Source organism: Brevibacterium sp. Lmc1 (genome assembly GCF_057654315.1).
This window is the reverse complement of the sequence record NZ_CM172803.1, coordinates 3,412,703-3,438,355: the sequence shown is the minus strand read 5'-3', so window position 1 is coordinate 3,438,355 and position 25,653 is coordinate 3,412,703. Positions and strand designations below refer to the sequence as shown.

23 protein-coding genes are annotated in these 25,653 nt (G+C 65.6%); 11 read left to right on the top strand and 12 right to left on the bottom strand.

Annotated features, from left to right (window positions below; translation table 11 throughout):
• Positions 1-71: 71 nt before the first annotated feature.
• Positions 72-734 carry a phosphate signaling complex protein PhoU gene (phoU, locus tag AC239G_RS15385; RefSeq protein ID WP_487489217.1) on the bottom strand — a complete coding sequence of 221 codons (663 nt, stop codon included), beginning with the start codon at positions 732-734 and terminating at the stop codon, positions 72-74.
• 267 nt (positions 735-1,001) lie between these two features.
• On the opposite strand from phoU, the gene AC239G_RS15380 reads away from it, so the two are divergent.
• Together AC239G_RS15380 and AC239G_RS15375 are read left to right on the top strand one after the other, a co-directional pair.
• Positions 1,002-2,426: a sensor histidine kinase gene (locus AC239G_RS15380; RefSeq protein ID WP_482400753.1), complete on the top strand. Its 1,425-nt coding sequence runs from the start codon at positions 1,002-1,004 to the stop codon at positions 2,424-2,426.
• Positions 2,423-3,106: a response regulator transcription factor gene (locus tag AC239G_RS15375; protein WP_039208435.1), complete on the top strand. Its 684-nt coding sequence runs from the start codon at positions 2,423-2,425 to the stop codon at positions 3,104-3,106. Before AC239G_RS15380 ends, AC239G_RS15375 begins: the two co-directional genes overlap by 4 nt.
• A 163-nt stretch (positions 3,107-3,269) precedes the next feature.
• Here AC239G_RS15375 and AC239G_RS15370 read toward each other — a convergent pair whose 3' ends face one another.
• Positions 3,270-3,833 carry a hypothetical protein gene (locus AC239G_RS15370; protein ID WP_139468124.1) on the bottom strand — a complete coding sequence of 188 codons (564 nt, stop codon included), beginning with the start codon at positions 3,831-3,833 and terminating at the stop codon, positions 3,270-3,272.
• A gap of 352 nt (positions 3,834-4,185) precedes the next feature.
• Between AC239G_RS15370 and AC239G_RS15365 the strand changes: the two genes are divergently transcribed.
• The 4 genes from AC239G_RS15365 (at position 4,186) to AC239G_RS15350 (ending at position 7,489) form a co-directional block, all read left to right on the top strand.
• Positions 4,186-4,668 (top strand): CarD family transcriptional regulator, encoded by a 483-nt coding sequence (locus AC239G_RS15365; protein ID WP_025779034.1) that lies wholly within the window; start codon positions 4,186-4,188, stop codon positions 4,666-4,668.
• A complete protein-coding gene (locus tag AC239G_RS15360) occupies positions 4,662-5,699 on the top strand; it encodes an IspD/TarI family cytidylyltransferase (protein ID WP_487490119.1) in 1,038 nt (345 codons plus the stop codon). The genes AC239G_RS15365 and AC239G_RS15360 overlap by 7 nt, the downstream gene beginning before the upstream one ends.
• Positions 5,696-6,181, top strand: a complete 486-nt coding sequence (gene ispF / locus AC239G_RS15355) for a 2-C-methyl-D-erythritol 2,4-cyclodiphosphate synthase (protein WP_487489216.1) — start codon at positions 5,696-5,698, stop codon at positions 6,179-6,181. Before AC239G_RS15360 ends, ispF begins: the two co-directional genes overlap by 4 nt.
• Before the next feature lie 84 nt (positions 6,182-6,265).
• Positions 6,266-7,489 carry a hypothetical protein gene (locus AC239G_RS15350; protein ID WP_139468126.1) on the top strand — a complete coding sequence of 408 codons (1,224 nt, stop codon included), beginning with the start codon at positions 6,266-6,268 and terminating at the stop codon, positions 7,487-7,489.
• A gap of 171 nt (positions 7,490-7,660) precedes the next feature.
• Here the strand turns inward: AC239G_RS15350 and AC239G_RS15345 are convergent, their stop codons facing one another.
• The 3 genes from AC239G_RS15345 to AC239G_RS15335 all read right to left on the bottom strand — a co-directional run bounded on the left by AC239G_RS15345 (position 7,661) and on the right by AC239G_RS15335 (position 11,007).
• A complete protein-coding gene (locus AC239G_RS15345) occupies positions 7,661-9,073 on the bottom strand; it encodes an amino acid permease (protein ID WP_248283906.1) in 1,413 nt (470 codons plus the stop codon).
• A 171-nt stretch (positions 9,074-9,244) separates the two neighbouring features.
• Positions 9,245-9,916 (bottom strand): MBL fold metallo-hydrolase, encoded by a 672-nt coding sequence (locus AC239G_RS15340; protein WP_139468127.1) that lies wholly within the window; start codon positions 9,914-9,916, stop codon positions 9,245-9,247.
• The gene (locus tag AC239G_RS15335; RefSeq protein WP_482400751.1) at positions 9,916-11,007 is read right to left on the bottom strand and encodes an S-(hydroxymethyl)mycothiol dehydrogenase; all 1,092 of its coding nucleotides are present in this window, start codon (positions 11,005-11,007) and stop codon (positions 9,916-9,918) included. Before AC239G_RS15335 ends, AC239G_RS15340 begins: the two co-directional genes overlap by 1 nt.
• A gap of 445 nt (positions 11,008-11,452) precedes the next feature.
• On the opposite strand from AC239G_RS15335, the gene AC239G_RS15330 reads away from it, so the two are divergent.
• Positions 11,453-12,946, top strand: a complete 1,494-nt coding sequence (locus AC239G_RS15330; RefSeq protein WP_139468129.1) for an amino acid permease — start codon at positions 11,453-11,455, stop codon at positions 12,944-12,946.
• A 179-nt stretch (positions 12,947-13,125) separates the two neighbouring features.
• On the opposite strand, the gene AC239G_RS15325 is transcribed toward AC239G_RS15330, so the two are convergent.
• A complete protein-coding gene (locus tag AC239G_RS15325) occupies positions 13,126-13,230 on the bottom strand; it encodes a methionine/alanine import family NSS transporter small subunit (protein WP_139468130.1) in 105 nt (34 codons plus the stop codon).
• Between the two features lies 1 nt (position 13,231).
• Positions 13,232-14,794: a sodium-dependent transporter gene (locus AC239G_RS15320; RefSeq protein WP_139468131.1), complete on the bottom strand. Its 1,563-nt coding sequence runs from the start codon at positions 14,792-14,794 to the stop codon at positions 13,232-13,234.
• Between the two features lie 247 nt (positions 14,795-15,041).
• Between AC239G_RS15320 and cysS the strand changes: the two genes are divergently transcribed.
• Positions 15,042-16,493 (top strand): cysteine--tRNA ligase, encoded by a 1,452-nt coding sequence (gene cysS / locus AC239G_RS15315; RefSeq protein ID WP_487489215.1) that lies wholly within the window; start codon positions 15,042-15,044, stop codon positions 16,491-16,493.
• A 60-nt stretch (positions 16,494-16,553) separates the two neighbouring features.
• A complete protein-coding gene (gene rlmB, locus AC239G_RS15310; protein ID WP_139468133.1) occupies positions 16,554-17,492 on the top strand; it encodes a 23S rRNA (guanosine(2251)-2'-O)-methyltransferase RlmB in 939 nt (312 codons plus the stop codon).
• A 68-nt stretch (positions 17,493-17,560) separates the two neighbouring features.
• Here the strand turns inward: rlmB and AC239G_RS15305 are convergent, their stop codons facing one another.
• From AC239G_RS15305 to AC239G_RS15290, 4 genes are all read right to left on the bottom strand, one after another.
• On the bottom strand, positions 17,561-19,060 hold the full coding sequence (locus AC239G_RS15305; protein ID WP_487489214.1) for an amino acid permease: 1,500 nt from the start codon (positions 19,058-19,060) through the stop codon (positions 17,561-17,563).
• An 85-nt stretch (positions 19,061-19,145) separates the two neighbouring features.
• Positions 19,146-20,033: an SDR family NAD(P)-dependent oxidoreductase gene (locus AC239G_RS15300; RefSeq protein WP_482400748.1), complete on the bottom strand. Its 888-nt coding sequence runs from the start codon at positions 20,031-20,033 to the stop codon at positions 19,146-19,148.
• Positions 20,034-20,180: 147 nt separating this feature from the next.
• Entirely contained in the window at positions 20,181-21,527 is a 1,347-nt protein-coding gene (locus AC239G_RS15295) for a DUF4032 domain-containing protein (protein ID WP_487489213.1), read from the bottom strand.
• A gap of 3 nt (positions 21,528-21,530) precedes the next feature.
• Positions 21,531-22,229 (bottom strand): ABC transporter ATP-binding protein, encoded by a 699-nt coding sequence (locus AC239G_RS15290; protein WP_258041763.1) that lies wholly within the window; start codon positions 22,227-22,229, stop codon positions 21,531-21,533.
• A 236-nt stretch (positions 22,230-22,465) separates the two neighbouring features.
• On the opposite strand from AC239G_RS15290, the gene AC239G_RS15285 reads away from it, so the two are divergent.
• Positions 22,466-23,449 carry a LacI family DNA-binding transcriptional regulator gene (locus AC239G_RS15285; protein ID WP_139468135.1) on the top strand — a complete coding sequence of 328 codons (984 nt, stop codon included), beginning with the start codon at positions 22,466-22,468 and terminating at the stop codon, positions 23,447-23,449.
• Complete coding sequence (locus AC239G_RS15280; RefSeq protein ID WP_139468136.1) at positions 23,446-24,531, top strand: substrate-binding domain-containing protein; 1,086 nt, start codon at positions 23,446-23,448, stop codon at positions 24,529-24,531. Before AC239G_RS15285 ends, AC239G_RS15280 begins: the two co-directional genes overlap by 4 nt.
• Before the next feature lie 143 nt (positions 24,532-24,674).
• On the opposite strand, the gene AC239G_RS15275 is transcribed toward AC239G_RS15280, so the two are convergent.
• Positions 24,675-25,652 (bottom strand): trehalose-phosphatase, encoded by a 978-nt coding sequence (locus tag AC239G_RS15275; RefSeq protein ID WP_487489212.1) that lies wholly within the window; start codon positions 25,650-25,652, stop codon positions 24,675-24,677.
• Position 25,653 lies beyond the last annotated feature (1 nt).

The window sequence follows — 25,653 nt, the reverse complement described above, 5'->3', positions numbered from 1 at the left end:
CGCAGAATGCGCGAAGCGCCCCGACAGTGTCGGGGCGCTTCGCTCGATTCGTGCTTCTTCGAGCCGGGTTCCTACTTCTTCGACAGGTAGGGTTCCCAGTTTCCGGTGAGCAGGTACTCGACCTTCTGCGACACGGACACGGCGTGATCACCGAAGCGCTCGTAGTAGCGCGAGAGCAGGGTGACATCGGCGATATGACGGGGAGCCAGCGAACCGGCCGGGGCTTCGCTGAGCTTCCCGAACACGCTCAGGTGAAGCTCGTCGAGCTCCTCGTCGATGGCGTTGATCGTGGGCACATCGGACAGGCCGGGATTCGAGAGCAGGCTCTGCGTCGCCTCGGCGATCCTCTCACCGGACTCGCCCATCCGCGCGAACGTCGATTCGAAGCCCTCGGGGATTGCGGACTCGGGATAGCGGATGCGCACCTGCTGGGCGATGTGACGGGCGAGGTCGCCCATGCGCTCGAGCGATGCCGACATCCGCAGCGAACCGATGACGGCACGCAGATCTGCGGCCACCGGAGCTTGCAGGGCGAGCATCTCGGCGGCCTGCTGATCGAGGGTGAACTGCATATTGTCGATGACGGAGTCGGCCTCGATGACCTGCTCGGCCAGCTCGAGATCATTCGAATGCAGCGACTGATTGGCCAGGCGGATGGCGTCGAGGACCTTGGTGGACATGCCGACCAGCTGGGTGGCCAGATCGTCCAATTCGTTTCTGAAGACTTCGCGCATGAACTGCGGTTCCTTAACTCTCGATTGTGACAATCGGAACTGACTGTCGGTGGTGCATGGTGTCATGAGGGGTGCCGGCGCTTCCGGTCCGCACCCTCAGCGGGGGAAAGCAGAAGGCAGGAACGGCAGGGAGCGCAGGCACACAGACGTCAGCATCGCACGATCGAGTGAACGACTCCAGACGGGAAGGTGAATTCCTCGGCAAATACTTCCAGCAGAAGTGAATTCGGTGCGCCGGGACGATGGACAGCGCCTAAGCTTGAGGCTGTGGATCTCTTAGTCGTGGCGGTCCTGACCGGCGTCGTCGGCCTGGGCCTGGGTATAGCGGGAATTCTTGCGTTCCGATTCAGCGAACGCTCCCGCGATGCTGCCGATCTGCATTCCGAGGACGACCTGCCCGAAGGCATCGCCGAAGTGCTGGCCGTCCTGCCCTCGGCCGCGATCGTCATCGACGCCGGTGACGACGTCGTCAAGGCGTCGCCGGCCGCATACACGTTCGGCCTGGTCAGGGGGCATTCGCTGGCATCGCCCGAGATGCTGCGGGTCGTCGGCCGCGTCCGCGCGCGCGGTCTCATCGAAGAGATCGACCTCGAGCAGACACGGGAGAACTCCGACTCCGTGATCCGCTACCTCCACGCCCGCGTCGCTCCCTTGGGCACCTCCTTCGTCCTCGTCCTCTGCGACGATCAGACCGAATCCAAGCGCGTCGACGCCGTCCGCCGTGACTTCGTCGCCAACGTCTCCCACGAGCTCAAGACGCCGATCGGTGCGATGGCACTGCTTGCCGAGGCGGTCACCGACTTCGCCGACGATCCGGCCGCTGTCGAACGCTTCGGCGGGCGGATGCAGCGGGAGTCGAAGAGGCTGACCCAGCTCGTGCAGGAGATCATCGACCTCTCCCGCGTCCAGGACCACGCCGCTCCCGCGACGACCGAGAAGATCTCCGTCGCCGAGGTGGTCGACGATGCCGCTGACCGTGCCCGGACCGGGGCGGAAGGCAAGAACATCCACATCGAGGTCTCCCCGCCGAGCGATCTGCTCATCGAAGGCAACTACGAACTGCTTGTCAACGCGGTGCGCAATCTCATCGACAATGCCGTGAACTACTCGCCCGAGGGCACCCGCGTCGGCGTCGGAGTCGACCTCGTCGACGAGCGCATCGAGATCGCCGTGACCGACCAGGGCATCGGGATGACCGCCCAGGACACCGAGCGCGTCTTCGAACGCTTCTACCGAGTGGACCCGGCACGCTCCCGGATCACCGGCGGCACCGGACTGGGGTTGAGCATCGTCAAGCACATCGTCGCCACCCACGGCGGTGAGGTGCGTGTGTGGAGTCAGCTGAACAAGGGCTCGACGTTCACGATCGTGCTCCCGTTGGCCGGAACTGCGACCGAAGCCTCCGCTGCCGATTCGGCCCCGGCAGGGGTCCTCATCGAACATTCCGCGGATTCGACCGGGACCGCCTCGGCGGATGATGACGAACCGACCGGAGCCGCCTCGGCGACAGAGGGCGAGTCTACGGGGATCGCCTCGGCGGATGACGACGGGCACGGAACCGCCGCGTCCGGCGCGGACGACCCGGCCGGCGACAACGACGCGCCCTCCGGTGATAATGGAGACGGCGGGGCGACCGCCGACCCACCCAAGGAACTGACCGAAGAAAGCGAACAAAGGAAGCTCACAACGTGACTCGTATTCTGCTTGTCGAGGACGAAGATTCGTTCTCGGACCCGCTGTCGTACCTGCTCGGTAAGGAAGGGTACGAGGTGACGGTCGCCGATGACGGGCTCAAGGCTCTGGCGGAGTTCGACCGCACCGGCGCCGATCTGGTCCTGCTCGATCTCATGCTGCCCGGTGCTTCCGGCACCGAGGTGTGCCGCGAGCTGCGGGCGAAGTCCAATGTGCCGATCATCATGCTCACGGCCAAGGATTCGGAGATCGACAAGGTCGTGGGACTCGAGCTCGGCGCCGATGACTATGTGACGAAGCCGTACTCCTCACGGGAGCTGCTGGCTCGCGTGCGAGCCGTGCTGCGCCGCAATGTCGAGACCGAGGAGTTCGAGGACGAGTCCGTGCTCGAGGCCGGGGGAGTGCGCATCGACGTCGAACGCCACGTCGTGTCCGTGCGTGGTGAAGAGCAGTCCATGCCGCTCAAGGAGTTCGAGCTGCTCGAGATCCTCGTGCGCAACTCCGGCCGAGTGATGACCCGCGGTCAGCTCATCGACCGGATCTGGGGCGAGGACTACGTGGGCGATACGAAGACGCTCGACGTCCACGTCAAGCGACTGCGTGCGAAGATCGAGGAGAACCCGTCGGAGCCGCGTCTGCTCACCACGGTGCGCGGGCTCGGGTACAAGTTCGAAGCCTGAGGGCGTCGATCGGCGAAGCCTGGTGATTTCGATCAGAGAAGCCTGAGCTTCTGGGGCGGCGAGACCCGGGCCGGACGTGAATGCAGAAGGAGCCGCTCACATCTGTGAGCGGCTCCTTCTGTGCTCTCGCGCGGGACGGGTCCCGGTGCTCGAGGAAGGCGGATCAGCCGTTGGCTGTCGCGGTTCCTTCCGCGGAACCTGCATCCTCGGTCGGCATGTCCGACGGGGACTCGGACGGCGATTCCGACGGCACGTACTCGTTGTAATACGGCAGGGTGTCGGTGAGGAGCTGAGTTTCGATGACCTTCTCTTCGCCGCCGTTCTTGACGGTGATGTCGACGAGGTCGCCGGGCTTCGCCTTGAGGCTGTCGACGGTGACGACTTCCTTGGACGAGGTCTCGGGACTCTTCGGGTCCTGGACGAAGGTGTCGCCGGCCTTGATCGATTCGCTCACCGTGGTGTCGGCAACCTCGATGGACACCTTGGCGGTGGAGTCACCCTTGTTGATGAGGGTGAAGAACAGCTGAGCCGGACCGGAGCTCTCCTGATCCGTGATGAGCATGAGCCCACGGACCTCGACGTCGCCGACGGCTCCCGAGGCTCCATCGCCGCCGTTGTAGTGGTATTCGGCGGTCTGATGGGGAGACAGCAGGCTTGCACATCCGCTGACGGGGATAACGAGAGCGAGTGCGGCAACGGCGAGAGCCGCGCGGTTGTGCCGTTTCATTATGCTCCTTGAAGTGGCAATACAAGATCAGTCTGTATACTACCCGGTTTTTGACCCGCTGTAGAACCGGGTGGTCGGAGTGGACGAGGTTCCGCGACGCTCGGGCGCGTCGCGGTTGAAGTTTCGGTGAAGAGGCAGCGAAGTTCGGTCTGCATCGTGGTTGGTCGAGGATCTCGGCCGAGCTTCTCGGCAATGCGCCCTCTCCCGATGTACTCGCTGGCAGAGGCGGCAGCCGGGCTCATCGCGGTGCGCGGCAGAGGCGGAGCCTAGCATGAAGATTCGCTACCCTGAACGATTTCTGTGGCGAGCCTCATGGTAAACTGGTATTCCGCGAAAGGGGTTTGAAGAGAATATGAGTTTCCAGGTCGGCGACACTGTTGTCTATCCACATCACGGTGCAGCGACAATCCAAGAAATCAAGAAACGTGCCATCAAAGGTGAGGAGAAGCTGTATCTCAAGCTCCAGGTCGCCCATGGCGATCTCGTGATCGAAGTTCCGGCAGAGAACTGCGATCTGGTCGGTGTGCGAGATGTCGTCGGTGAAGAAGGCGTTGAAAAGGTCTTCAACGTCCTGCGTGCCGAATTCGTCGAAGAGCCCGCGAACTGGTCCCGTCGATACAAGGCCAATGTCGAGAAGCTGCAGTCCGGTGACGTCATCAAGGTAGCCGAGGTCGTCCGTGACCTCTGGCGCCGAGAGCAGGACCGTGGCCTGTCGACCGGCGAGAAGCGCATGCTCTCGAAGGCCCGCCAGATCCTCGTCTCCGAACTCGCACTGGCCGAGAAGAAGGAAGAGTCCGAAGCAGAAGCTCTGCTGGACGAAGTGCTCGCATCCTGAGCACCTGTGTCATCGTCCCGGCCGCAGGGTCGGGATCCCGTCTGGGTTGCAGCGAGCCGAAGGCCTTCGTCCGTGTGAACGGTCGGACCCTTCTGGCCCGCAGCCTCGAGACGATCATATCCTCGGGAGTCGCCTCCACAATCGTGGTGGCTGCTCCTGAGGAGTTTCTTTTGCGGGCGCAAGAAGAAATCGCCGAAGTGGCCACGCGGATGAAATGCGAAATTTCAATTACAGCCGTAGCAGGTGGCGGTGATCGAAATTCTTCGGTGCAAACAGCCTTGAAACTTGACCGAGATGCGGAATACGTTCTCATCCATGATGCGGCGAGGTGTCTGACCCCGCCCGATGTGTTCACCCGAGTGGTCGCCGCGCTGCAATCCGGCGCCGAGGCGGTCGTTCCGGTTCTGCCGATGATCGACACCGTGCGGAGGGTCGTCTCGCACGAGACCGTCGGTGCGGATCCGAGCTCAGGTGCAGGCACGGGTGCGGAGCGCGCTTCCAATGGGATTGTTTGGTCGATCCACGGCGATTCTGGCGCTGAAACCACCGCGGATCGACCAGACAATCCGGATCATGCCGTCGCTGTGGGCGCCGGCGGGCGTGCAGTGGTGTGGGGCGATCTTGACCGGGCCGAGCTGCGACGGGTCCAGACGCCTCAGGGGTTCCGCGCCGAGGTGCTCAGGCGGGCCCATGACGAGTTTGCTGCCGACTGGGTCGGCGCGTCAAAAAGGGCTGGCTTGGCCGATGGCACTGTCACGACCGATGACGCTTGCCCAACCGACGGCGCGGGCTCGACTGCAGAGGCAGATCCGACGGCCGGGGAAGGCCGGCAGGGCAGAGTGCTGCCGACGGACGATGCGGGGCTCGTCGAACGCCTCGGCGTTGAGGTTGTCGCCGTCGACGGTGACGAAGAGGCGCTGAAGATCACCTATCCGCTCGACCTCGTCCTCGCGGAACAGCTCGCCCGAATGCGCGACCGAGCTGAAGTCCACAGAGCAGATGCGTTGGATGCGGCGAAGGAGCCACGATGAATCAGATCATTCCACACATCGGCACCGGCGTCGATGTCCATGCCTTCGCCGCCGATCCCGCGCGCGAGTTGTGGATTGCGGGACTGCTGTGGCCGGGCGAACGAGGACTCGAAGGACACTCGGACTCCGATGTGGCCGCCCACGCCTGCTGCGACGCGCTGTTCTCCGCCGCGGGGCTCGGCGACCTCGGTGAGCACTTCGGGGTCGATCGTCCGGAATTCGCCGGTGCCTCGGGTTCGGTGCTGCTCGCCGAGGCGGCCCGCATCGTGCGCGCGGCGGGTTTCGAGATCGGAAACATCTCCGTCCAGGTGATCGGCAATCGACCGAAGATCGGCACGCGCCGTGCAGAGGCCCAACAGGTGCTGTCGGCTGCTGCCGGCGCACCCGTGTCGGTCTCGGGCACCACCTCTGACGGACTCGGACTGACCGGGCGAGGCGAAGGAATCGCCGCCATCGCCACCGCCTTGATTCATACGAACTGATTCAACAGCTCTGAACCACCAGTATCGAGTCAGACGCACTTCTCTGTTCGAACCGAGCCAGGTGCGCCGAGGAAGGAACAAGCAGTGAGAGTCCTCTTCCAAGGAGCCGGCGCCATCGGCATCGCCGGGTCCGCGCTCTTCACCGATGGCCATGAGGTCGCCGTCGTCTCCCGCACCGCTGGTCCCAATGGGCGGGCGGCCTTTCCGTGGCGCGTGAGCACCTTCGACCCGACCGATCCCGGCGGGGTGGGAGGTGGACACGGCAGCTGCAGGCAAGGAGGTGGGCGAGCCGGAGGCAACAACAGGGGAGCAACCGGGGGAGAAACCGGGGGAGGAACCGGGCGAGAAAACGAGCGAGAAAACGAGCGAGAAACCGAGGGAGCTGAAGGCAGACAAGCGAGCGCGGGCAGTGGCTGGTCGGTGACTCGCGTAGCTGCGACTCGGCGGGTGACGATCTCAGACTGGGCTGCTGCTGCCGCAGATGGGAGCTGGGACCTCATCGTGCTCACGACTCGGCCGGATGATCTCGATGCAGAGGTGGTCTCGGCGATTCGGGACATCTCGCCCGCGTTCATTGCGACGACGAGCCAGGTCGAGGGAGACCTCGATCGAGCACGAGCAGTCTTCCCCGGCACTCAAGCAGTCATATTCGGACCCGCGTTCCTGTCCGAGCGACTGGACCCAGGCGCGCCGGCTGAGGTTGTTCGCGCTGAGGGCAGCCGTGCCGGGGATGCCGACGGAGGTGTGCGTACAGAGGGTAACCGGACCGAGGCGGCCGACGGAGGTGTGCTCACAACCGGCGGTCTCGACGGAGAGGTCGGCAGAAAGGCCGAACCCGGGCATGAAGTGAGGTTCTGGGCACCTGCAGGTGCGCCGCGGTTCTTCGTCGCCGGACCCTCGACCGCGGTGCGTTCGCTTGTCAGCAGGCTGGGTCGACTCGTTCTGCCAGTGCCGATGGAAGCCGTGCTTCTGCCGCCGAGGGTGTTCATTCCCTTCGTCGCCGAACTCAGCGTCCGCGACGGCAGCTGGGCCGCACTGAAATCACACCTTGATCGCCCCGTGAAGGCAGCGAGCGAAGCAGTGCGGACCCGCCTCGGGGCGCAGGTTCCCGTGTTCGGTTCCGCCGCGCACTTCGTGCTCGAAGCAGTCGAGAGGATCGTGCCGATCGACGTGACGAGCTATGCGGGCAGGCACTTCAACCGGCACGTGGGCCAGACCCGGGACATGCTCGCCGGCTGGGCGGAAACGGCAGATTCAGCCCACGCCCTGCGGGAGCTCGTTGCTGCATTGGACGCACTTGACGATTGAGGCTCGACGAGTTCAGATGCCCGCATTGGACGAAGGCTGCGACTGAGCAACCGGCCGCGAGGGAGATCGCAACGGTCCGGCCGCTGGAGATTGCCGCGGTCCGGGGGTGGGGGACTGCCGCGGTCCGGGCGCGGAAGCCGACAGCCGCCTCGGTGGCGGTGAACGGCGGGCTCAGACCTTCGCGTTCGGGTGACGCTTCGTGACGATGACTCCGACGAGGTAGAGCGCGACGACGAAGATGAGCGTGCCGACGATCTGGAAGCGCACGGATTCGACGGTCAGGCCGAGCCCGATGATCACGGCGATCCCGGCCAAGGTGACATACGACAGCCACGGGTAGCCCCACATGCGCAACGGCAGGGACCGACCGGCCGCCTCGGCGCGACGACGCAGAACGATCTGCGATACAAGGGTGGCGACCCAGGTGACGATGAGCGTCGAGCCGACGATGTTGAGCAGGACCCCGAGGACCTCGGCGGCCCAGAAATAGTTGAGTGCGACGGCGACGAAGCCGAACGCCGAGGTGGCCAGCACCGCAGGCACGGGGACACCGCGGCGATTGGTCCGGCCGAGCCCGCGCGGCAGCATGGACCGCTGCGACATCGAGAACGACATCCGGGACGCCCCATAGATGTTCGCGTTCATCGACGACAGCAGCGCGATGACGATGACCGCGGCCAGCAGCGAGGCGATGAACGGCAGCCCGGCGGTCTCGAGAACGGCCACGAAAGGCGACTCTGCCAGGCGGTCGTCCGTCCACGGCAGGACGAGGACGATGATTGCCACCGACCCGATGTAGAGGAACAGGATGCGCCACACGATCGTCTTGATCGCCTGGGAGACGCTGCGCTCGGGATTCGCGGTCTCGGCCGCGGCGACCGCAACGATCTCGATGCCGCCGAAGGCGAACGCGACGACGAGCAGTCCGGCGGCGATGCCGGAGATGCCGGTGGGCATGAACCCGTCGGCGAAGATCTGAGCGGGCGGTTCGGCCGGGGTCCACCCGAACAGGTACGCGGCACCGAGCACGACGAAGAGGACGACGAAGGCGACCTTGATGAGTGAGAACCAGAACTCGAACTCACCGAAGCTGCCCGAAGTGGTGAGGTTGATGGCCGTGAAGACGAGCATGATCGCCAAGGCGATGACCCACTGGGGGACTGCCGGAATATAGGAAGCGGCGATCTGCGCGGCGGCGGTGGCCTCGGCGGCGACGACGAGGCACAGCTGGACCCACCACAGAGCACCGACGGCGAAGGCCGCGGCCGGGCCCATGGCCTTGCCCGCATAGTGCGAGAACGCACCCGGATTCGGGTCGGCGGCGACGAGTTCGCCCAGCGCCCGCATGACGAAGATGACGATGAGACCCGCGACGACGTATGAGATGAGCACGGCGGGACCAGCCGCCTGCACTCCGGCACCGGAGCCGACGAAGAGACCGGCGCCGATCGCCGAGCCGAGGCTCATCATCACCAGGTGGCGGGGCTTCATCCCCACCTTGAGGCCGTTGGACGAGGTATCAGAAGAACCCGAGGCCGAGGCGGACGCTGACTCGGCGGGCTGCGAAGACTGTGATTCAGGCACCCGACGAGTCTATCCGGCAGGGGCGGAATGCGCAGACGCGGGTCGCGAACCCGTGTGGGTCGCGACCCGCGTCTGCGAGTTGCGCTGGTCGGTCACAGCCTGACCGCAGGCAGGTCGGCTATGCGATCTGCGTCTTAGTCGGCGAGCGGTCTGAGCCCGGCCCGCGGCGGCTCAGTGTCCGCGTTTGATCCAGTCCTCGAGGGCCGGGCTCTCCGCGCCGATCGACGTGGAATCGCCGTGCCCGGTGAGCACGACGGTCGCCTCGGGCAGCGGGAAGAGCACGTCGCGGATCGATTCGATGATGGTCTCGAAGCTCGAATGCGACCGTCCCGTGGCTCCGGGGCCGCCGTTGAACAGGGTGTCTCCGGAGAACAGCACCGGACCGACGGCCCGTCCGGCACCGGCCGATGCCGGAGCCGGCAGGCCGGTCTCGACGAAGAAGCACGTCGAACCGGGGGAGTGGCCGGGAGTGTGCAGGGCCTTGAGTTTGATTCCGCCGACGGTCCAGGTGTCGCCGTGGGCGATCTGTCCGTCGGGACGGTAGTTCTCAAAGGTCATATCCCACAGCACATAGTCGTCGGGATTGAGGTACACGGTGGGGTTGCCCACTCGCTGTGCGAAGTCGCGGACGACGCGCACATGATCGTCGTGACCGTGCGTGAGCAGGATGGCCTTGACGTCTCTGGATCCGACCGCCTCGGCGATCGCGTCGACATCATGGGCAGGGTCGATGACGATGACCTCGGAATCATCGCCGATGATCCACACGTTGTTGTCGACGTTGTGCGTCTCTCCGTCCAGGGAGAACGTGCCTGATGTGACGAGATGTTCAATAGCTGTCATTACAGTTCCACCACCGATCGTAGGACCTGGCCCTTGGCCATCTTCTCAAAAGCGGATTCGACATCGCCGATGCCGATGCGTTCGGACACGAACTTCTCGAGCGGGAAACGTCCCTGCTGGTAGAGGTCGACGAGCATCGGGAAGTCGCGGTCGGGCAGGCAGTCACCGTACCAGGAGGACTTGAGCTTGCCGCCGCGGCCGAACACATCGAGCAGCGGAACCGTGAGCTCCATCTCCGGGGTCGGCACACCGACGAGGACGACGGTGCCTGCGAGGTCGCGGCCGTAGAAGGCCTGGCGCCAGGTGGCGGGGAGTCCGACGGCGTCGATGACGACATCGGCGCCGAAGCCTCCGGTGCGCTCCTGGATCGCTGCGACGACCTCGTCCTCGCTCATGTCCTTCGTCGACACCGTGTCCGTGGCACCGAAGTCGCTGGCCCAGGACAGCTTCTTCTCATCGATGTCGAGGGCGATGATCGTGTTCGCCCCGGCCAGAGCCGAACCGGCGATCGCCGCGCAGCCGACACCGCCGGCGCCGATCACGGCCACGGACTTGCCGCGGGTGACCTCACCGGTATTGATGGCAGCTCCGATCCCGGCCATCATTCCGCAGCCGAGCAGACCCACGACTGCAGGATCCGCCTCGGGGACCTTCGTGCACTGGCCCGCTGCGACGAGTGTCTTCTCGGCGAACGAACCGATGCCCAGAGCTGCTTCGAGCTCGGTGCCGTCGGGCAGGGTCATCTTCTGCGAGGCATTGTGGGTGTCGAAGCAGTACCAGGGTTCTCCGCGCTTGCAGGCCCGGCAGTCGCCGCAGATGGCGCGCCAGTTGAGGATGACGAAATCGCCGACCGCGACCTCGGTGACTCCTTCGCCGACTTCGGAGACGACTCCGGCGGACTCGTGGCCGAGCAGGAACGGGTAGTCATCGCTGATCCCGCCCTCGCGGTAGTGGAAGTCTGTGTGGCAGACGCCGCACGACTTCACATCGACGACGACCTCGCCTGGTCCCGGGTCCGGGATGACGATGTCGGTGAGTTCGACCGGGGCTCCCTTGCTGCGGGAGATGACGCCCTTGACGGTCTGTGGCATTGCGTCTCCTAAATGTCTTCGGTGACGGGTGTCCGCGGATGGGAACACCCGAAGTGGACTGAGCGTACCCCGGAATGGGGTGCTCACAGTCCCCACCCTAACCAAGCACGCTGGGCTCGACCAGGTCGGTCCGGAAATCAGTGCACCTACGTGCGCTGACATGGTTCAGAGAGGGCGGAACCGTCCGTCGGGCAGCCTCGATCGGTCGTCGGTCTCGTGCACTCTGAGGGGCATGCGGAGCGGAAGTCGGCGCTGTTGCGTCCGGCGGTTCTTCCCTGGCGGAACGGGGATCGCAGGCGGTGGGCGGAGCCGCGATCTGAGGCGACGGCCAGAGTGGTGAATACGTCTCACATTGTGGTTTATCATTGACCGGTAAACTCAATCTCAGTGATCCGCGTCACTTTCGGCGGTGCGGTTCTCACTGCCATACTGCAAAGGAGGAGTCATGGCAGGCGAATGGAAACGCACGAAGTCCATCGAGCAGAGCATCCGTGACACTCAAGACCCCGAACATCAGCTGAAGAAGAACCTCGGCGCACTCGACCTCGTCATCTTCGGCGTGGGCGTCTGCATCGGCGCCGGCATCTTCGTCCTCACCGGGCACGCCGCCGCGACGAACGCCGGGCCGGGCATCGCGCTGTCCTTCCTCATCGCCGGCGTCGCCTGTGGCCTTGCGGCGCTGTGCTACGCCGAATTCGCGTCGACGGTGCCGGTTGCCGGCAGCGCCTACACGTTCACCTTTGCGACCATGGGCGAACTGTTGGCTTGGATCATCGGTTGGGATCTCATCCTCGAATTCACCGTCGGGTCGGCAGCGCTCGCGACCTCATTCAGTCAGTACCTCGCGGTAGTCCTCGAGAGCACGCCGTTCGCCATCCCCGATGCCATCGCCACAGCCGAGGGCGGCTGGATCAACCTGCCCGCGGGGCTGCTTGTACTGGGTCTGACGATCGTTCTGGTCACCGGCATCAAGCTGTCGAGCCGGATCAACATCATCGTCACCTTCCTCAAGGTCCTCGTCGTCCTCGCCGTCATCATCGTCGGGCTCTTCTTCGTCAAGGTCTCGAACTGGGTGCCGTTCATCCCGCCGGCGGAAGAGCCTGCCGACACCGGCGGATCGATGATGCACCTGCCTGTCGTTCAGGGGCTCTTCGGACTCGACCCGAGCGTCTTCGGCATCGGAGGCATCTTCGCAGCAGCAGCCATGGTGTTCTTCGCGTTCATCGGCTTCGACGTCGTTGCCACCACAGCAGAGGAGACGAAGAATCCGCAGCGAAACCTGCCTATCGGCATCTTCGGCTCCCTGGCTATCGTCACCGGACTCTACATCGCCGTCTCCCTGGTGATCACCGGTATGCAGAACTACAAGGACATCGACCCCGAAGACGGTGCCCCGCTGGCGACCGCGTTCGTCAATGCGGGTCTTCCCCTGATGGGCAACCTCATTGCGATCGGAGCCTGCATCGGCCTCATCGTCGTGTGCATGATCCTCTTCATGGGGCAGACGCGCGTCGGCTTCTCCATGGCTCGCGATGGCCTGCTGCCGCAGTGGCTGGCGAAGACCAACCCGAAGTTCGGCACTCCGTACCGGTTCACGATCATCACCGGCGTGATCATCGCGGTCATCGCCGCGTTCGTGCCCCTGTCGACGCTCGCCGAGCTCGTCAACATCGGCACGCTCTCGGCCTTCGTGCTTGTTTCGATCGGTGTCATCGTGCTGCGTCGGACCCGTCCGGAGCTCGAGCGCCCGTTCAAGGTTCCGTTCGTCCCGGTGCTGCCGATCGTCTCCGCGATCGTCTGCTTCTATCTCATGCTCAACCTCAACATGGACACGTGGATCCGCTTCCTCGTGTGGCTGGTCATCGGCCTCGTCGTGTATTTCGCCTATTCGCGGAAGCACAGTCGACTCAACCGGCCCGCCGAGGTGGCCGAAGCGTAACCGCGGCACCGTCGCCGGGATGACCGCAGGGTCACCCCGGCCTCGCCGAGGCGGCCGTGACCACGGCCCGGCCGCCTCGGCGAGGGAATTACACATGAGCACGAGGAAGGCGGTCCGATCCCTGTCATCGGGGATCGGACCGCCTTCGTCGTCTCATGCCGTCGGAGTGGGCGCGGTGCTCACTCCTCGTCGGGGTGCTTGCGCAGGTGCATGATCGCGGCGCCGAGTCCGCCCCATACGGTGACCATGGCGATGACCATCATGATGATTGCTGAGGTACCCATTTCAGTCTCCCTTGGTTTCGTTGCGGAGATTCTCTTCGGCTGCGGAATCGGCGATCGCCGCCTCCGCCTCGTCGATCGTCTGCTTCGGCCACTTGATGAGCGTGAGGACGATCGCTGCCACGACGAGCAGGCCGATCATGCCCCAGCCCATAACCCCGGTGATCAGGGTCGGGTAGTCCTCGTATCCCTCGGTGGCGTAGGTGATGATCTGATGGATGAGCATATAGGCGAGCACCAGCGTGGTCACTCCGCCGAGGATGATCATCCAGAACCAGCCGACCTTGAAGCTCGAGATCGCGTTGAGGTGATCGCGCAGGACCGGTAGCTTCCGCAGCGCCCATCCGATCACAATGAGGCCGACGACGGCGCCGCCGACGATGCCGATGTTGTTGGCCCAGGCATCTATCGTGTCGAGCACGTAGAGTCCGGTGACGGTGGGCAGGAGCAGGATCGAGATGATTGCCATCACACCGCCGACCAGGATGATCGATGCCTTGTTCCCCAACCTGAACTTCTCACGCAGCGCCTGGATCGGCACTTGGACGATCGAGACGAGCGAGGTCAGGCCGGCGAAGACGAGGCAGGCGAAGAACGCGAAGCCGAACAGTCCGCCGCCGGGCATCTCGGAGATGAGTGTGGGGAAGGCCATGAACGCCAGGCCGATGCCGGAGTCCGCGACCTCGGAGACCTGAGTGCCCTGTGCTGCTGCCATGAATCCGAGAGCGGCGAAGACACCGACGCCGGCGAGGATCTCGAACGCGGAGTTCGAGAAGCCGACGACGAGGCCGGAGCCGGTGAGGTTCGTCTTCTTCTTCAAGTACGAGGCGTAGGTGATCATGATGCCGAAGCCGATGGACAGTGAGAAGAAGATCTGCCCGTATGCCGCGATCCACACATTCGGATCAGTCAGAGCTGCGAAGTCGGGCGTGAAGAGGGCGTTGAGGCCCTCGGCTGCGCCGGGCAGGAACAGTGCCCTGACGACGAGTGCGAGGAACAGGATCACCAGCAGCGGAATGAAGATCTTCGAGAATCCGGCGATGCCGTTCTGCACACCCAGAAGCAGAATGCCCAGGGTGATGATCCAGACGATGATGATCGGGATGAGCACCGCGGGCACGAACTCCATCGAGATTCCCGGGTCGGAGAGGTTGAGGAAGTCGGACTGGAAGAAGGTGGCCGCATCGTCTCCCCAGGCCTGGTTGAGGGAGAAGAACATGTAGCAGCCGGCCCAGCCGATGATGGCTGCGTAGTAGATGCCGATGACGAAGGCGACTCCGGTCTGGAACCAGCCGATGGGTTCGGCGACCTTCGATGCCATGCGGAACGAGAGCGGGGCCGAGCCGCGTGAACGGTGCCCCATGGCGTAGTCGAAGAACAGCAGCGGGATGCCCGCTGTCAGGAGTGCGACGAGGTAGGGGATGATGAAGGCGCCGCCGCCGTTGTCGTAGGTGACATAGGGGAAGCGCCAGATGTTGCCGAGGCCGACGGCCGAACCGATGGCAGCGAAGATGAACGCGCCGCGGGTGGCGAAGACCTCCCTCTGGGGTGATGTCTTGAGAGACATGGTGTCCTTTCTGTGGCGGTCCCGGGGATTCGTGACCGAGTCAGCCCACGCAGTCTCGTCCGTGAGACGGTCGGGCTCGTTCGAAGTCCGCTATGCGAGAAGGTCTCTCGCCTCGGTCTTCATTTCTTGCGTCCACTTTACTGGGAACTTGCTGAGTGATGTGCCACGCATCACGTGAGCCGCGTAACAGTCGTGTATCGAATATCGGGAAACGGGGAAATCAGCCAGGCCCGGTAGACTTGTGGGCGTGACTATCTCGCTCTATAACACCGCCAGCCGCACGACCGAAGAACTGCGCCCCGTCAACGACGGTCAGGTCGGTATCTACGTCTGTGGCGCCACGGTGCAGGGCGAGCCGCACATCGGCCACCTGCGGTCGGCCTCGGTGTTCGACACGCTGCGCCGCTGGCTGCTCTACAGCGGCTACCGGGTGACCGTGATCCGCAACGTCACCGACATTGACGACAAGATCCTGTCGAAGTCCGTCGAAGAGGGGCGGGAGTGGTTCGCTCACGCGTACAAGTACGAACGCGCCTTCACCGCAGCCTACGACGCGCTCGACGTTCTGCCGCCGAGCAGCGAACCGCGCGCAACCGGGCACATCACGGAGATGATCGAACTCATCTCCCGCCTCATCGAAGCCGGTCATGCCTACCCCGCGCTCGACGGCAGCGCCGATGTCTACTTCGACGCCGCCTCGTGGAGCGACTACGGGGCACTGACGAACCAGAGACTCGACGACATGGAACTGTCGGAGGGCGCTGAGCTGCGCGGGAAGAAGGACGCCCGGGACTTCGCCCTGTGGAAGGCCCACAAGGACTCCGAACCGATCACCGCCTCCTGGCCCTCACCCTGGGGTCGGGGCCGACCGGGTTGGCACATCGAGTGCTCGGCCATGTCGACGAAGTACCTGGGGTCGAACTTCGACATCCACGGCGGCGGACTCGACCTGCGTTTCCCGCACCATGAGAACGAGCTGGCGCAGTCCCGTGCCGCCGGGGACCAGTTCGCGAACATCTGGATGCATTCCGGCCTGCTCAACGTGGGCGGGGACAAGATGTCGAAGTCTCTGGGCAATTCGGTCTTCGCCTCTGACCTGTTCGACACGTTCAGCCCGCTGGCCGTGCGCTACTTCCTCACCGGTGCCAGCTACCGGTCGATCCTCGACTTCTCGAACGAGGCGATGGAACGCTCAGCGGCCTCGCTCGAACGGCTGCAGAACTTCCTCCAGCGCGCCCGCCAGACGCTCGGCGCGGACGCGCCGGCGCTGCCGGACGTCAGCGACGCCTACGGTTCACGCAGCGTCGACGTGCCCGCCGAATTCGCCGCCGCCCTCGACGACGACCTCGGTGTGCCTCGTGCCCTGTCCGTGGTCTTCGCCTCTGTGAGCGAAGGGGCGAAGCTCCTCGACTCCGGCAGCGACCGGGAAGGCCTGACGCGGATCGTCGCCGAGGTGGAGCTCATGCTCGACATCCTCGGTGTCAATCCCAGCGCTGAGGTCTGGGCCGGTTCCGCGGCCGATGCCAAGGCGGAGTCGGCGCTCGACTCCCTCGTGGCCGCCATGGCCGAGCGACGGGCCGAGGCGAAGGCGGAGAAGGACTTCGCCACCGCGGATGCTCTGCGGGACGAACTGGCCGCGGCCGGCGTCGTCATCGAGGACACGTCCGACGGCTACCGCTACCACCTCGGCGAGGGCTGAGGGCGACGAATTTCGGCCACGGGCACGAGCTCGCGGCCCCAACGTATTTGAAGGAATCAGATGGCTTCCAATCCCCGCTCCGGCGGTTCGAAGAAGGGTCCGACCAAGGGGTCGGGCGGTAAGAACAAGCGCGGCCTGCGCGGCAAGGGACCGACGCCGAAAGCCGAGGACCGCGTCTACCATAAGGCGCACAAGGCCGCGCAGCAGCGCAAGAGCTCGAACGCCTCGGCGCAGGCAAAGCGGAAGAAGAAGGAACTCGGACCGAATATGGTCGCCGGGCGCAATTCGGTCCTCGAAGCTCTGCGCGAGGGCGTACCGGCCACCGCGATGTACGTCTCCGGGCGCATCGACTCCGACGATCGGGTCCGCGAGTCCATCACTCTCGCGACTCAGCGCGGCATCTCGATGCTCGAAGCGAGCAAGCCCGACCTCGACCGGCTCACCGATGACGCGATCCACCAGGGCATCGCCCTGCAGGTCCCGCCCTACGACTACGCCGATCCCTCCGATCTGCTCGAGTTCGCGGCCGAACGCGCCGAAACGCCGCTGCTCGTGGCCCTCGACGGGATCACGGATCCGCGCAACCTCGGTGCCATCGTCCGGTCGACGGCGGCCTTCGGCGGTCACGGAGTGATCATCCCCGAACGTCGCGCTGCTTCGATGACGGCCGCGGCCTGGAAGACCTCGGCCGGCGCCGCATCGCGCATCCGCGTGGCACAGGTGGTCAACCTGGCCAGGGCGATCGACGAGCTGAAGAAGCAGAACGTCTTCGTCGTCGGCCTCGACATGGACGGCGACGTCGAGCTGCCCGAACTGACCTTCACCCGCGACCCGCTGTGCATCGTCGTCGGCTCCGAAGGCAAGGGGCTGTCGCGGCTCATCGCGGAGAAGTGCGATCAGATCGTGTCGATCCCGATCGCCGCGACCACCGAGTCGCTCAATGCGGGCATCGCCGCTGCCGTGTCCCTCTACGAGGTGGCGAGAGCCCGCCGCCCCTGACCCCTATTACTACCTGACGGCGGCCCAGCAACCTCGCGCGAGGTTGCTGGGCCGCCGTCAGGTAGTAATTAGAGGGAGGCGCGGTAGGTCTGCTCGTCCAATGCCCCGACTCTCGAGTGGCGGCGGCTGTAGGTGAAGTAGACGATCGCGCCGACGACCATCCACGCTCCGAAGACGATCCATGTCCGCCCGCCGAGGTTGATCATGAGGAACGCACACGCCACGGCTCCCAGCGCGGGCACGACCGGCCCGAACGGAACCTTGAATGAGCGCTCGAGGTCGGGGCGTTTGAACCGCAGGTAGATGACGGCGATGTTGACCAGGCAGAACGCGAACAGGGTGCCGATGCTCGTGGCGTCGGCGAGTTCGCCGAGCGGAATGAACGCCGCCGTGATGGCCACAAGGCCGCCGACGATGAGAGTGCCGACCAGGGGAGTGCCGGTGCGCTGGGAGACGCGGCCGAAGATCTTCGGCACCATTCCGTCCCTGGCCATCGTCAGCAGGATCCGCGACTGACCGTAGAGCACGGTGATGACGACGGAGAAGATCGCGAGCACCGCGGCCACCGCGAAAAGCAGCACCGCGATATTCGACCCGGTGATCTCCTCGACGATCTGGACCAGCGGGGCGTGAGCGCCGTCGAACCACTGCCACTGCCGTGCACCGATCGCTGCGACGGCGACAAGGACATACATCGAGGTGACGATGAGCATCGAGAAGATGATCGCCCGCGGCAGATCCCGGCGCGGATTCTTCGCTTCCTCACCGGCCGTGGACGCGGCATCGAAGCCGATATAGGAGAAGAACACGCTGGATGCGGCCGCAGTGACTCCGGCGGCACCCATCGGCAGCATCGGCGCGAAGTTGCCGGCCTTGAACGCGGTGAACGCGACGATGGCGAAGAAGACGAGGATGCCGATCTTGACGAAGACGAGAATCGTGTTGACGACACCGGATTCGCGCGCGCCGCGCATGAGCAGCACGGTCGCCAAGGCCACGACGATGAGGGCCGAGACATTAATGACGCCGCCGGGATACTCGGCCAGGCCCGGCCCTGTGGTCAGGGACGCGGGCAGCTCGAGGCCGAAGACGCGCAGGGTCTCGTTGACGTAGTCGGCGGCGCCGACGGCGACCGCCGCGACCGAGACCGCGTATTCGAGGACGAGGCACCAGCCGCAGACCCAGGCGACGCCCTCACCCAGGGTGGCGTAGGAATACGAGTAGCTCGACCCGGACACCGGCACCATTCCGGCCATCTCGGCATAGCTGACCGCCGACAGCAGCGCGGTGATTCCGGCGAGAACGAAGGCGAGCCACACAGCGGGTCCGGCCACAGGCACGGCCTCGCCGAGGATGACGAGGATTCCCGTGCCCAAGGTGGCGCCGACGCTGATCATCGTCAGCTGGAAGACGCCGAAGGTCCGCCGCAGTCCACCCTGCTGCGCGGACTGCGCATCGGTGTGGGCCTCGGCGGTCATGGCGCTGATCGACTTACGTCGCCCCAGCTGCCGCAGCACTCCTGTGGGAGTGTGCGCCGGAGGGGTGGGCGGAGTGTGCGAAACGGTCATCTGAATATTCTTGCATAATCATGAATATTGTCTCGCCGGTTCCCCGCGCGGTCACTGGTCACTCCGCCCCGCAGCGTCGCGGATCTCACACGTCGGGGGTGAACCGGCCGTCCTGCGCCATCCAGCCGCCGTCGACGAGCTGCGAGTGCCCGGTGACATAGCTCGAGGCGTCCGAGGCGAGGAACAGAACGGGCCCGGCGATCTCGTGCAGGCGACCCCAGCGGCCCAGGGCGGTCTTGTCCGCATACGCGTCCCACCACTTGCCGTCGGCCTTGATCTGCTGCGTCAGGGGCGTGTCGAACGGGCCGGGCAGGATCGCATTGACGCGCACGCCCTTGCCTCCGAGCTCGCTGGCCATCGTCTTCGTCAGTTGGACGACACCGGCTTTCGCTGCCGCATAGATTCCCTGGCCGGGTTCGATGGCCAGCGCCCGGAATGAGGCGTAGGTGACGATCGATCCGCGACCCCGCTCACCCATCTCACGGCCGAAACCGCGCATCAGCCGGTACGTGCCCTTGAGGTTGATGTCGATGACCCGGTCGAACTCGTCATCGGTGGTGTCGACGAGGCGTTTGCGCACGTTCGCTCCCGGTGTGATGACGAGGATCTCGGCATCGGCCCAGGCGTCCACGAGGGCATCGACGGAGGCCGTGTCCGTGATGTCAACGGCTGCAGCCGTGGCCGTTCCGTCCGCTCCCGGTGCAGCCGATCCGTCCGACTCCGAACCCTGCGCCGATGAGTGGGCGGCCGACCCGCTCCTGCGAGCGGCGATGAGGGCGGCGGTCTCCTCGGCGCCGGTGAGGTTGAGGTCGGCGGCGACGACGTGCGCCCCCGCATCGGCGAGCCCGATCGCGCTGGCCTGCCCCAGTCCGGAGCCGGCCCCGACGACGACGGCCGTGCGGCCGCTGAGGTCGAACAGGGACGGGATCGACGGGTTGTTCTCGTTCGTGGGCATCGGCTCGTTCGTCGACATCGGGAATCCTTCCGGGCGGGGTTCGGTTCCGGAGCGACACCGGTGTCGCTCCGTGGACTTCAAAGGTATGCCCGCCGAGGCGGTCCCGCCGTTCCCGTTTCACCTTGTGGAACATCGGCTGAGGTCAGGACCGCCTCGGGGAGGGGGTCAGAATTTCTTGCTGTCGACGTAGCGGATCTCGTCGGGGAGGTTCGCCAGGTAGTCGACGATGAAGTAGGCGATGGCCTCCATCGTGGGGATGTCGCGCTGACGGGCGCGCGCCATGGTGCGGCGGTGCTCGGCGAATTCGTAGAAGATCTGCCCGGGTTCGAGCTTGCGGGTGAGGTTCTCCGGGATCGCCTGGATGAGGGGTTTGTACACCTCGTCGAGCCAGCGGCGGGCGGCTTGGGATTCGTCGAGTTCGTCGAATTCGGCGATCTCGGGAGCCGAACGGAACGAATCGAGGTCGTTGAGCATCGCTCGGGCCTGGTTTTCGTTCGCGCCGATCCCGGTCAGGCGCAGCAGACGCCGTGAGTGGTGGTTGGGTTCGACGACCTTCGGGGACACGAGGAGGCTGATGCCGTCGAGATCCGTCGTCACGGTCAGTTCGCCGAGGTCGAAGCCCAGGTCGTTGAGGCGGCGGATGCGTTCGTCGATGCGCCAACGTTCGTCGACGCTGAATTCCTCGACCCGGGTCAGCTCCGCCCACAGCGCGTTGTACGACTCGCAGAGCCGTTCACCGGCCGCCAGCGGATCGGTCTCGGGAGCGACGAGTCCCGCGGCCTGCAGGTCGAGGAAGTCCCCGGCGATGTTCATCCGCGCGATCCGCAGGTCCATGTTCCGCTGCCCGTCGGAGAGCTGGTCGTGCAGCTCGCCGGTCTCGGCGTCGACGACATAGGCGGCGTAGGCATCGGCGTCGCGGCGGAAGAGCGTGTTCGACAGCGACACGTCTCCCCAATAGAAGCCGACGAGGTGGAGGCGGACGAGCAGAACAGCCAGAGCGTCGACGAGGCGGCCGCCGGTGTCCTCGGCCAGGTCCCGGGAGAACAGTGCACGGTAGGGCAGCGAGAACTCGAGATAGGCGGTGATGAGAGCGCCCTTGAGTGCCTGACCCGATGCGGTCCTGCGCCCTCCGACGACGGCGCGGGCCTCGACGAGGGGGACGTCGAGGTTGCCGAGCGCGCCGAGGATGTCGAACTCACGCGTGGCCTGCGCGTCGTCGGTCTCCTTGATCGCGAGGACTTCGTCTCCGATCTCGACATAGCGCACGACGTGGCGGGAGATTCCGCGGGGCAGACCGCCGAGCAGCTTCTCCGGCCACTCGGCCAGGGGCAGGTGCCAGGGGAGCTCGGCCAGGGCCGCATGATCGGCGTTCCGGACAGTGTGGATCTCCGGCGCGGGAACGGCGGTGCCGACCGATGCGGCGGTGCCGACCGATGCGGCCGCGTCGATCGGCGTCGTCGCCGACGGTGAGGCCTGTGCTGACGGGTCCGGCGGGGGCAGGGTTCCCGGCACGGCTCAGGAGTCCGTGTCGGAGACCGAGGCCACGAGCGCCTCGGCGAGGTCGGGTGTCTCCACGCCGATGAGCCGTCCGCGATCGAGGAAGGCGATCCGGTCGCCGAGGACCTTCGCATCCTCGAGATCGGACGTGGCGTAGATCGTCGTCAGCCCGAACTCCTGCTGCAGCTGCTTGATGAGAGCAAGGGTCTCAGCCTGCTGCTCGGGGACGAGATTGACCACGGGCTCGTCCATGATGAGCACCTTGGGTCGGCGCACCACGGCACGCGCCAGGGCCACGGTCTGGCGCTGCAGCTGGGTGAGGTCACCGGGAACCGAATCGAGGATGTCGCTCAGCCCGATCTTGTCCATCACGGATTCGACGCGTTCGGTGATCTCGTCGGCGGGCAGGCCGTCGACGCGCAGCGCAAAGCCGAGATTGTCGCGCACGCTCATATGCGGGTAGAGCGCGTAGCTCTCCAGGGCCAGGGTGACATCGCGGTCGTTGACGGCGGCGTGGGTGATATCCGCGCCGTCGATGAGGATCGTGCCGGACTTCGGGGTCTCCAATCCGTGCAGCATCCGCAGGATCGTCGACTTGCCCGACCCGCTGGGTCCGTAGAGGACGAGGAACTCTCCGTCATCGACGAAGAGATTGAACGGGTGGACGGATTCGGACGTCGTGTTCTCGTAGACATGACTGAGGCCATTCAACGACACCGTTGACATAAGTCCTCCTAAAACTTCTGAATAACTCCGTGAGCAGCTGGTCGTCGGTGACCCGGCAGGGATGCTCAGTCACTCTCATCCTAAGGGGTGGATGATTGGGGTGCTCTGTGAATTCGACAAAGCGTAGAGTGATTCTCAGCACGATGGCTGTGCGCCGACGCATACCGCGGCGTCCACCCCGCCCGATGCGCCGACGCAGACCGCGGCGCGAAAGTAGACTGACTCGTATGAAGGTCACGTTGGACGAGGTCGCCGCCAGGGCCGGAGTCTCTCTGGCCACGGTCTCCCGGGTGCTCGGTCGCCGCGGTGCCGTCGCCGAGTCGACCCGGGCGAAGGTGCTGGAGGCGATGAGCGAGCTCGGCTATTCGCGCTCGACCCTGCTCCATGATGCGCCGAGGCGGCTCGTGGCCGTCAGCGCTCCAGGCAATCCCGAACATTGGCAGGTCCAGGTCTGCACCCGCGTGGCCAAGGCCCTGCAAGATCATGATCTCCTCGTCACCCGCCCGCTCGTCGAAACCGACCCGGAACCGCTGCAGACCGCAATCGAGGCGGGCGCAGTGGCCCTGGTGACCACGACGATGACGAGTCTGAATACGGAGATCCCCTGCATCCGCGTCGCCGAACAGTCCGCCACCGAGGAGGTCTCCGAAGCCGGTACGGAAGTCATCGCCGCGCGCCTCGACCTCGGCGGTGGGATGACCACGGCCTTCGAGCATCTGCGGGCGATCGGACACCGGCGCATCGGGCTGATCTGCAACGACAGCGGTGAACTGGCCGTCCAGCTCATCCGCCGCTTCCTCGCCGAACATCCGGCCAGAAATCTCGGGCTCAACCTCGAGGACTGGATCTCACGGGTGCCGAAGTCGTTCTCCGGCGGATCGCGTGCGGTGCTCGAACTCAAGGATGCGACCTGCACAGCGGTGATCGTCCAGTCCGCGCTGCAGCTGCACGGAGCCCTCCACGGACTGCGGAACCGGCATCTGCAGGTGCCGCGGGACATGTCGGTCGTCGGATTCGGCGATTCCCCGACGATGAAGTTCACGGGCCCGCCGGCCACGGTGCTCGGCCTCGACGTCGAGGGGCTGTCGAATGCCCTCATCGATGCGACGCTGCAGACCCTGCGGATCTCGACGACGGGTCTGCCTTCGGTGCCTCCGGTGTTCCGTCCTCGACTCGTCGCCCGAACCTCGACGACGGCGGCCCGCCAATGAGCGAACACCTGCCCGAGCACCGGCACGTCCGTCTCGCCGAGATCGCCGGTACTGCCGGAGTCTCGAAAGCCACCGCCTCACGAGCTCTGCGCGATCCCGAATCGGTGTCGGCCGCCTCGTCGGCGAAGGTGCGGCAGGCTCTGGCGATCCTCGGCGCTGCCGGCCAGACCCCGTACGCCGAATCCGGCACACGGAAAGGATCCGGTGCTGGGGCTGGATCGGGTGCCGGCTCGTCGCTCATCGCGCTCATCAAACCCGCGGTGTCAGCAGGCAACGTGGACCCGTATTCGCGGCTTGCGGAGATCCTGACGAACCGGATGTTCGGACTCGGCATCGCCGTCGTCCACATCGAGGCCATCGCCGAACGCAATGAGGCCCTCCTCGAGACGATCCTCGGCAGCGAACACGGCGGGCCCACGATCTCCGGAGCCATCGTGGTCGGCGGCGGTGCCGCCGGTGTGCTTGCGGGGATGCTCGCCGAACGCGGGCTGCCGCTCATCCGCATTTCGAATGCCCGCCACGACGACGGGATCTCGCGCATCTACCTCGACGCGACCGGCGGAATCGAGACCGCCGTGGCCCACCTGGTCCACCTCGGCCACAAGCGCATCGGGCTCGCCGTGCTGCGCGATTCGGCTGCCCCGGCCCGGATCGCCGGCTTCCGCAGATCGATGGCAGGGATCCTCCACATTCCCGCCACCCGTGATCAGGCCCCCGTCGTCGAGGCTGCCGGCGGAGCCATGGCCGGAGTCGCAGCCGCCGAGGAGCTGCTCGACCTGCGCTGCACCGCCGTCATCGCCTGCGCCCCGTCCCTGTCCTTCGGCATGCTCGAGGCCGCCCAACGGCTGCGACTCGACGTTCCCAGGGACCTGTCCCTGCTCACGGTCGGCGACGTCCCCGACACCGATGTCGTCCAACCGCCCCTGTCGCAGGTCGTCTATGACTGGGCGACCGTGGCGCAGTCGGCGATCGACGAGATCCGCGCGATGATCGCCGCCGGTGACGCGCGCGTACATGTCGACTACACGGTCGACCCGGATCTCGTCCTCCGGGCCAGCGCCGTGCCCCCGCAGCGCCGCTGATCTCGGGTTTCGATCGCAATCATCCTCGCCGAGGCGGTCCTGCCGTGATGTGGATCCGACCGGTGAGTCGGATCGACCGGAGTGTGACGAGGCGGTCCGATGCCGGTCGCGAACCGGATCATCTTCGGCGAGTCGGCTCGACCTCAGTCGTGGACGGTGCGGAGGAATTCCGTGCGTTCGGCAACGAGGCGGCCGAGCAGTTCGGCCACGGCTGCAGGATCGGCGATCCGCCATGAAGCGCGAGTCGGCGCGGGCCCGACCTTGACGGTGAGACCAGCGTTCAGAGCGCGGGAGTCCGTGAGTTCGTCGAGGGCCGCGAAGGCGTCCTCATCGGTGACATCGTCGCCGAGGTAGCCCATTGCCGTCGGTTCGCCGGCACGGGCGAGCAGCCGGATGCCGTCGCCTTTCGTTGCCTGTTTGACGGCGAGTTCGGTGATGTCGTGGCCTTCGATGACACGGATGTCCGGGAACTCCTCGACCACGTCGAGGGCGTGTTCATGGAGGGCTGCAGCGGCCTCGGGGGCGAGTCCGCGAGTGTGGACCGTCCGCGAATAGGGTTTGCGCTCGATGAGGAAATCCGAGGGGCCGTCGGCATGGCCCGAGTCGCTCGCGCCAATCGTTGCGGCCGAACCCGTCGTCGCGGCCGCACCTGTGGTCGCCGCGGCCGAACCGGGGCGTTCATCAGCGCCCGGAAGAGTGTGTTCGAACGCGTCGAGGTGAGCGTCTATGGCGGCGAGCATCTCCGCCTCGGCCGGAGCGAGCTCGGGGGACCGGCCCATTGCGGTGTCGGGATTGCGATCAGCGTCGGTGCCGAGCTCGGCCTCCGCGCCGTGCGAACCGATCAGCCACGCCGAGTCCGGCGCCTCGGACAGGCGTCGCAGGGTGGCGATATCGCGTCCGGACACCAGCGCCACCCGAGTGCGCGGCAGACCGGCAAGCGCCGCGATGGCCGAGGCCGATTCGGGGGCCATCCGGGACGTCGACGGGTCATCCTGAAGAGGTGCGAGCACCCCATCGAAATCCAAGGCCAGCAGCAGCGAATCGGCGGTGGCGAGATCACGCAGGGCCACCTCGGCGGGGGCGGAGGGGGCAGGACCGAGCACGGTCGGCTTCGATGTCACT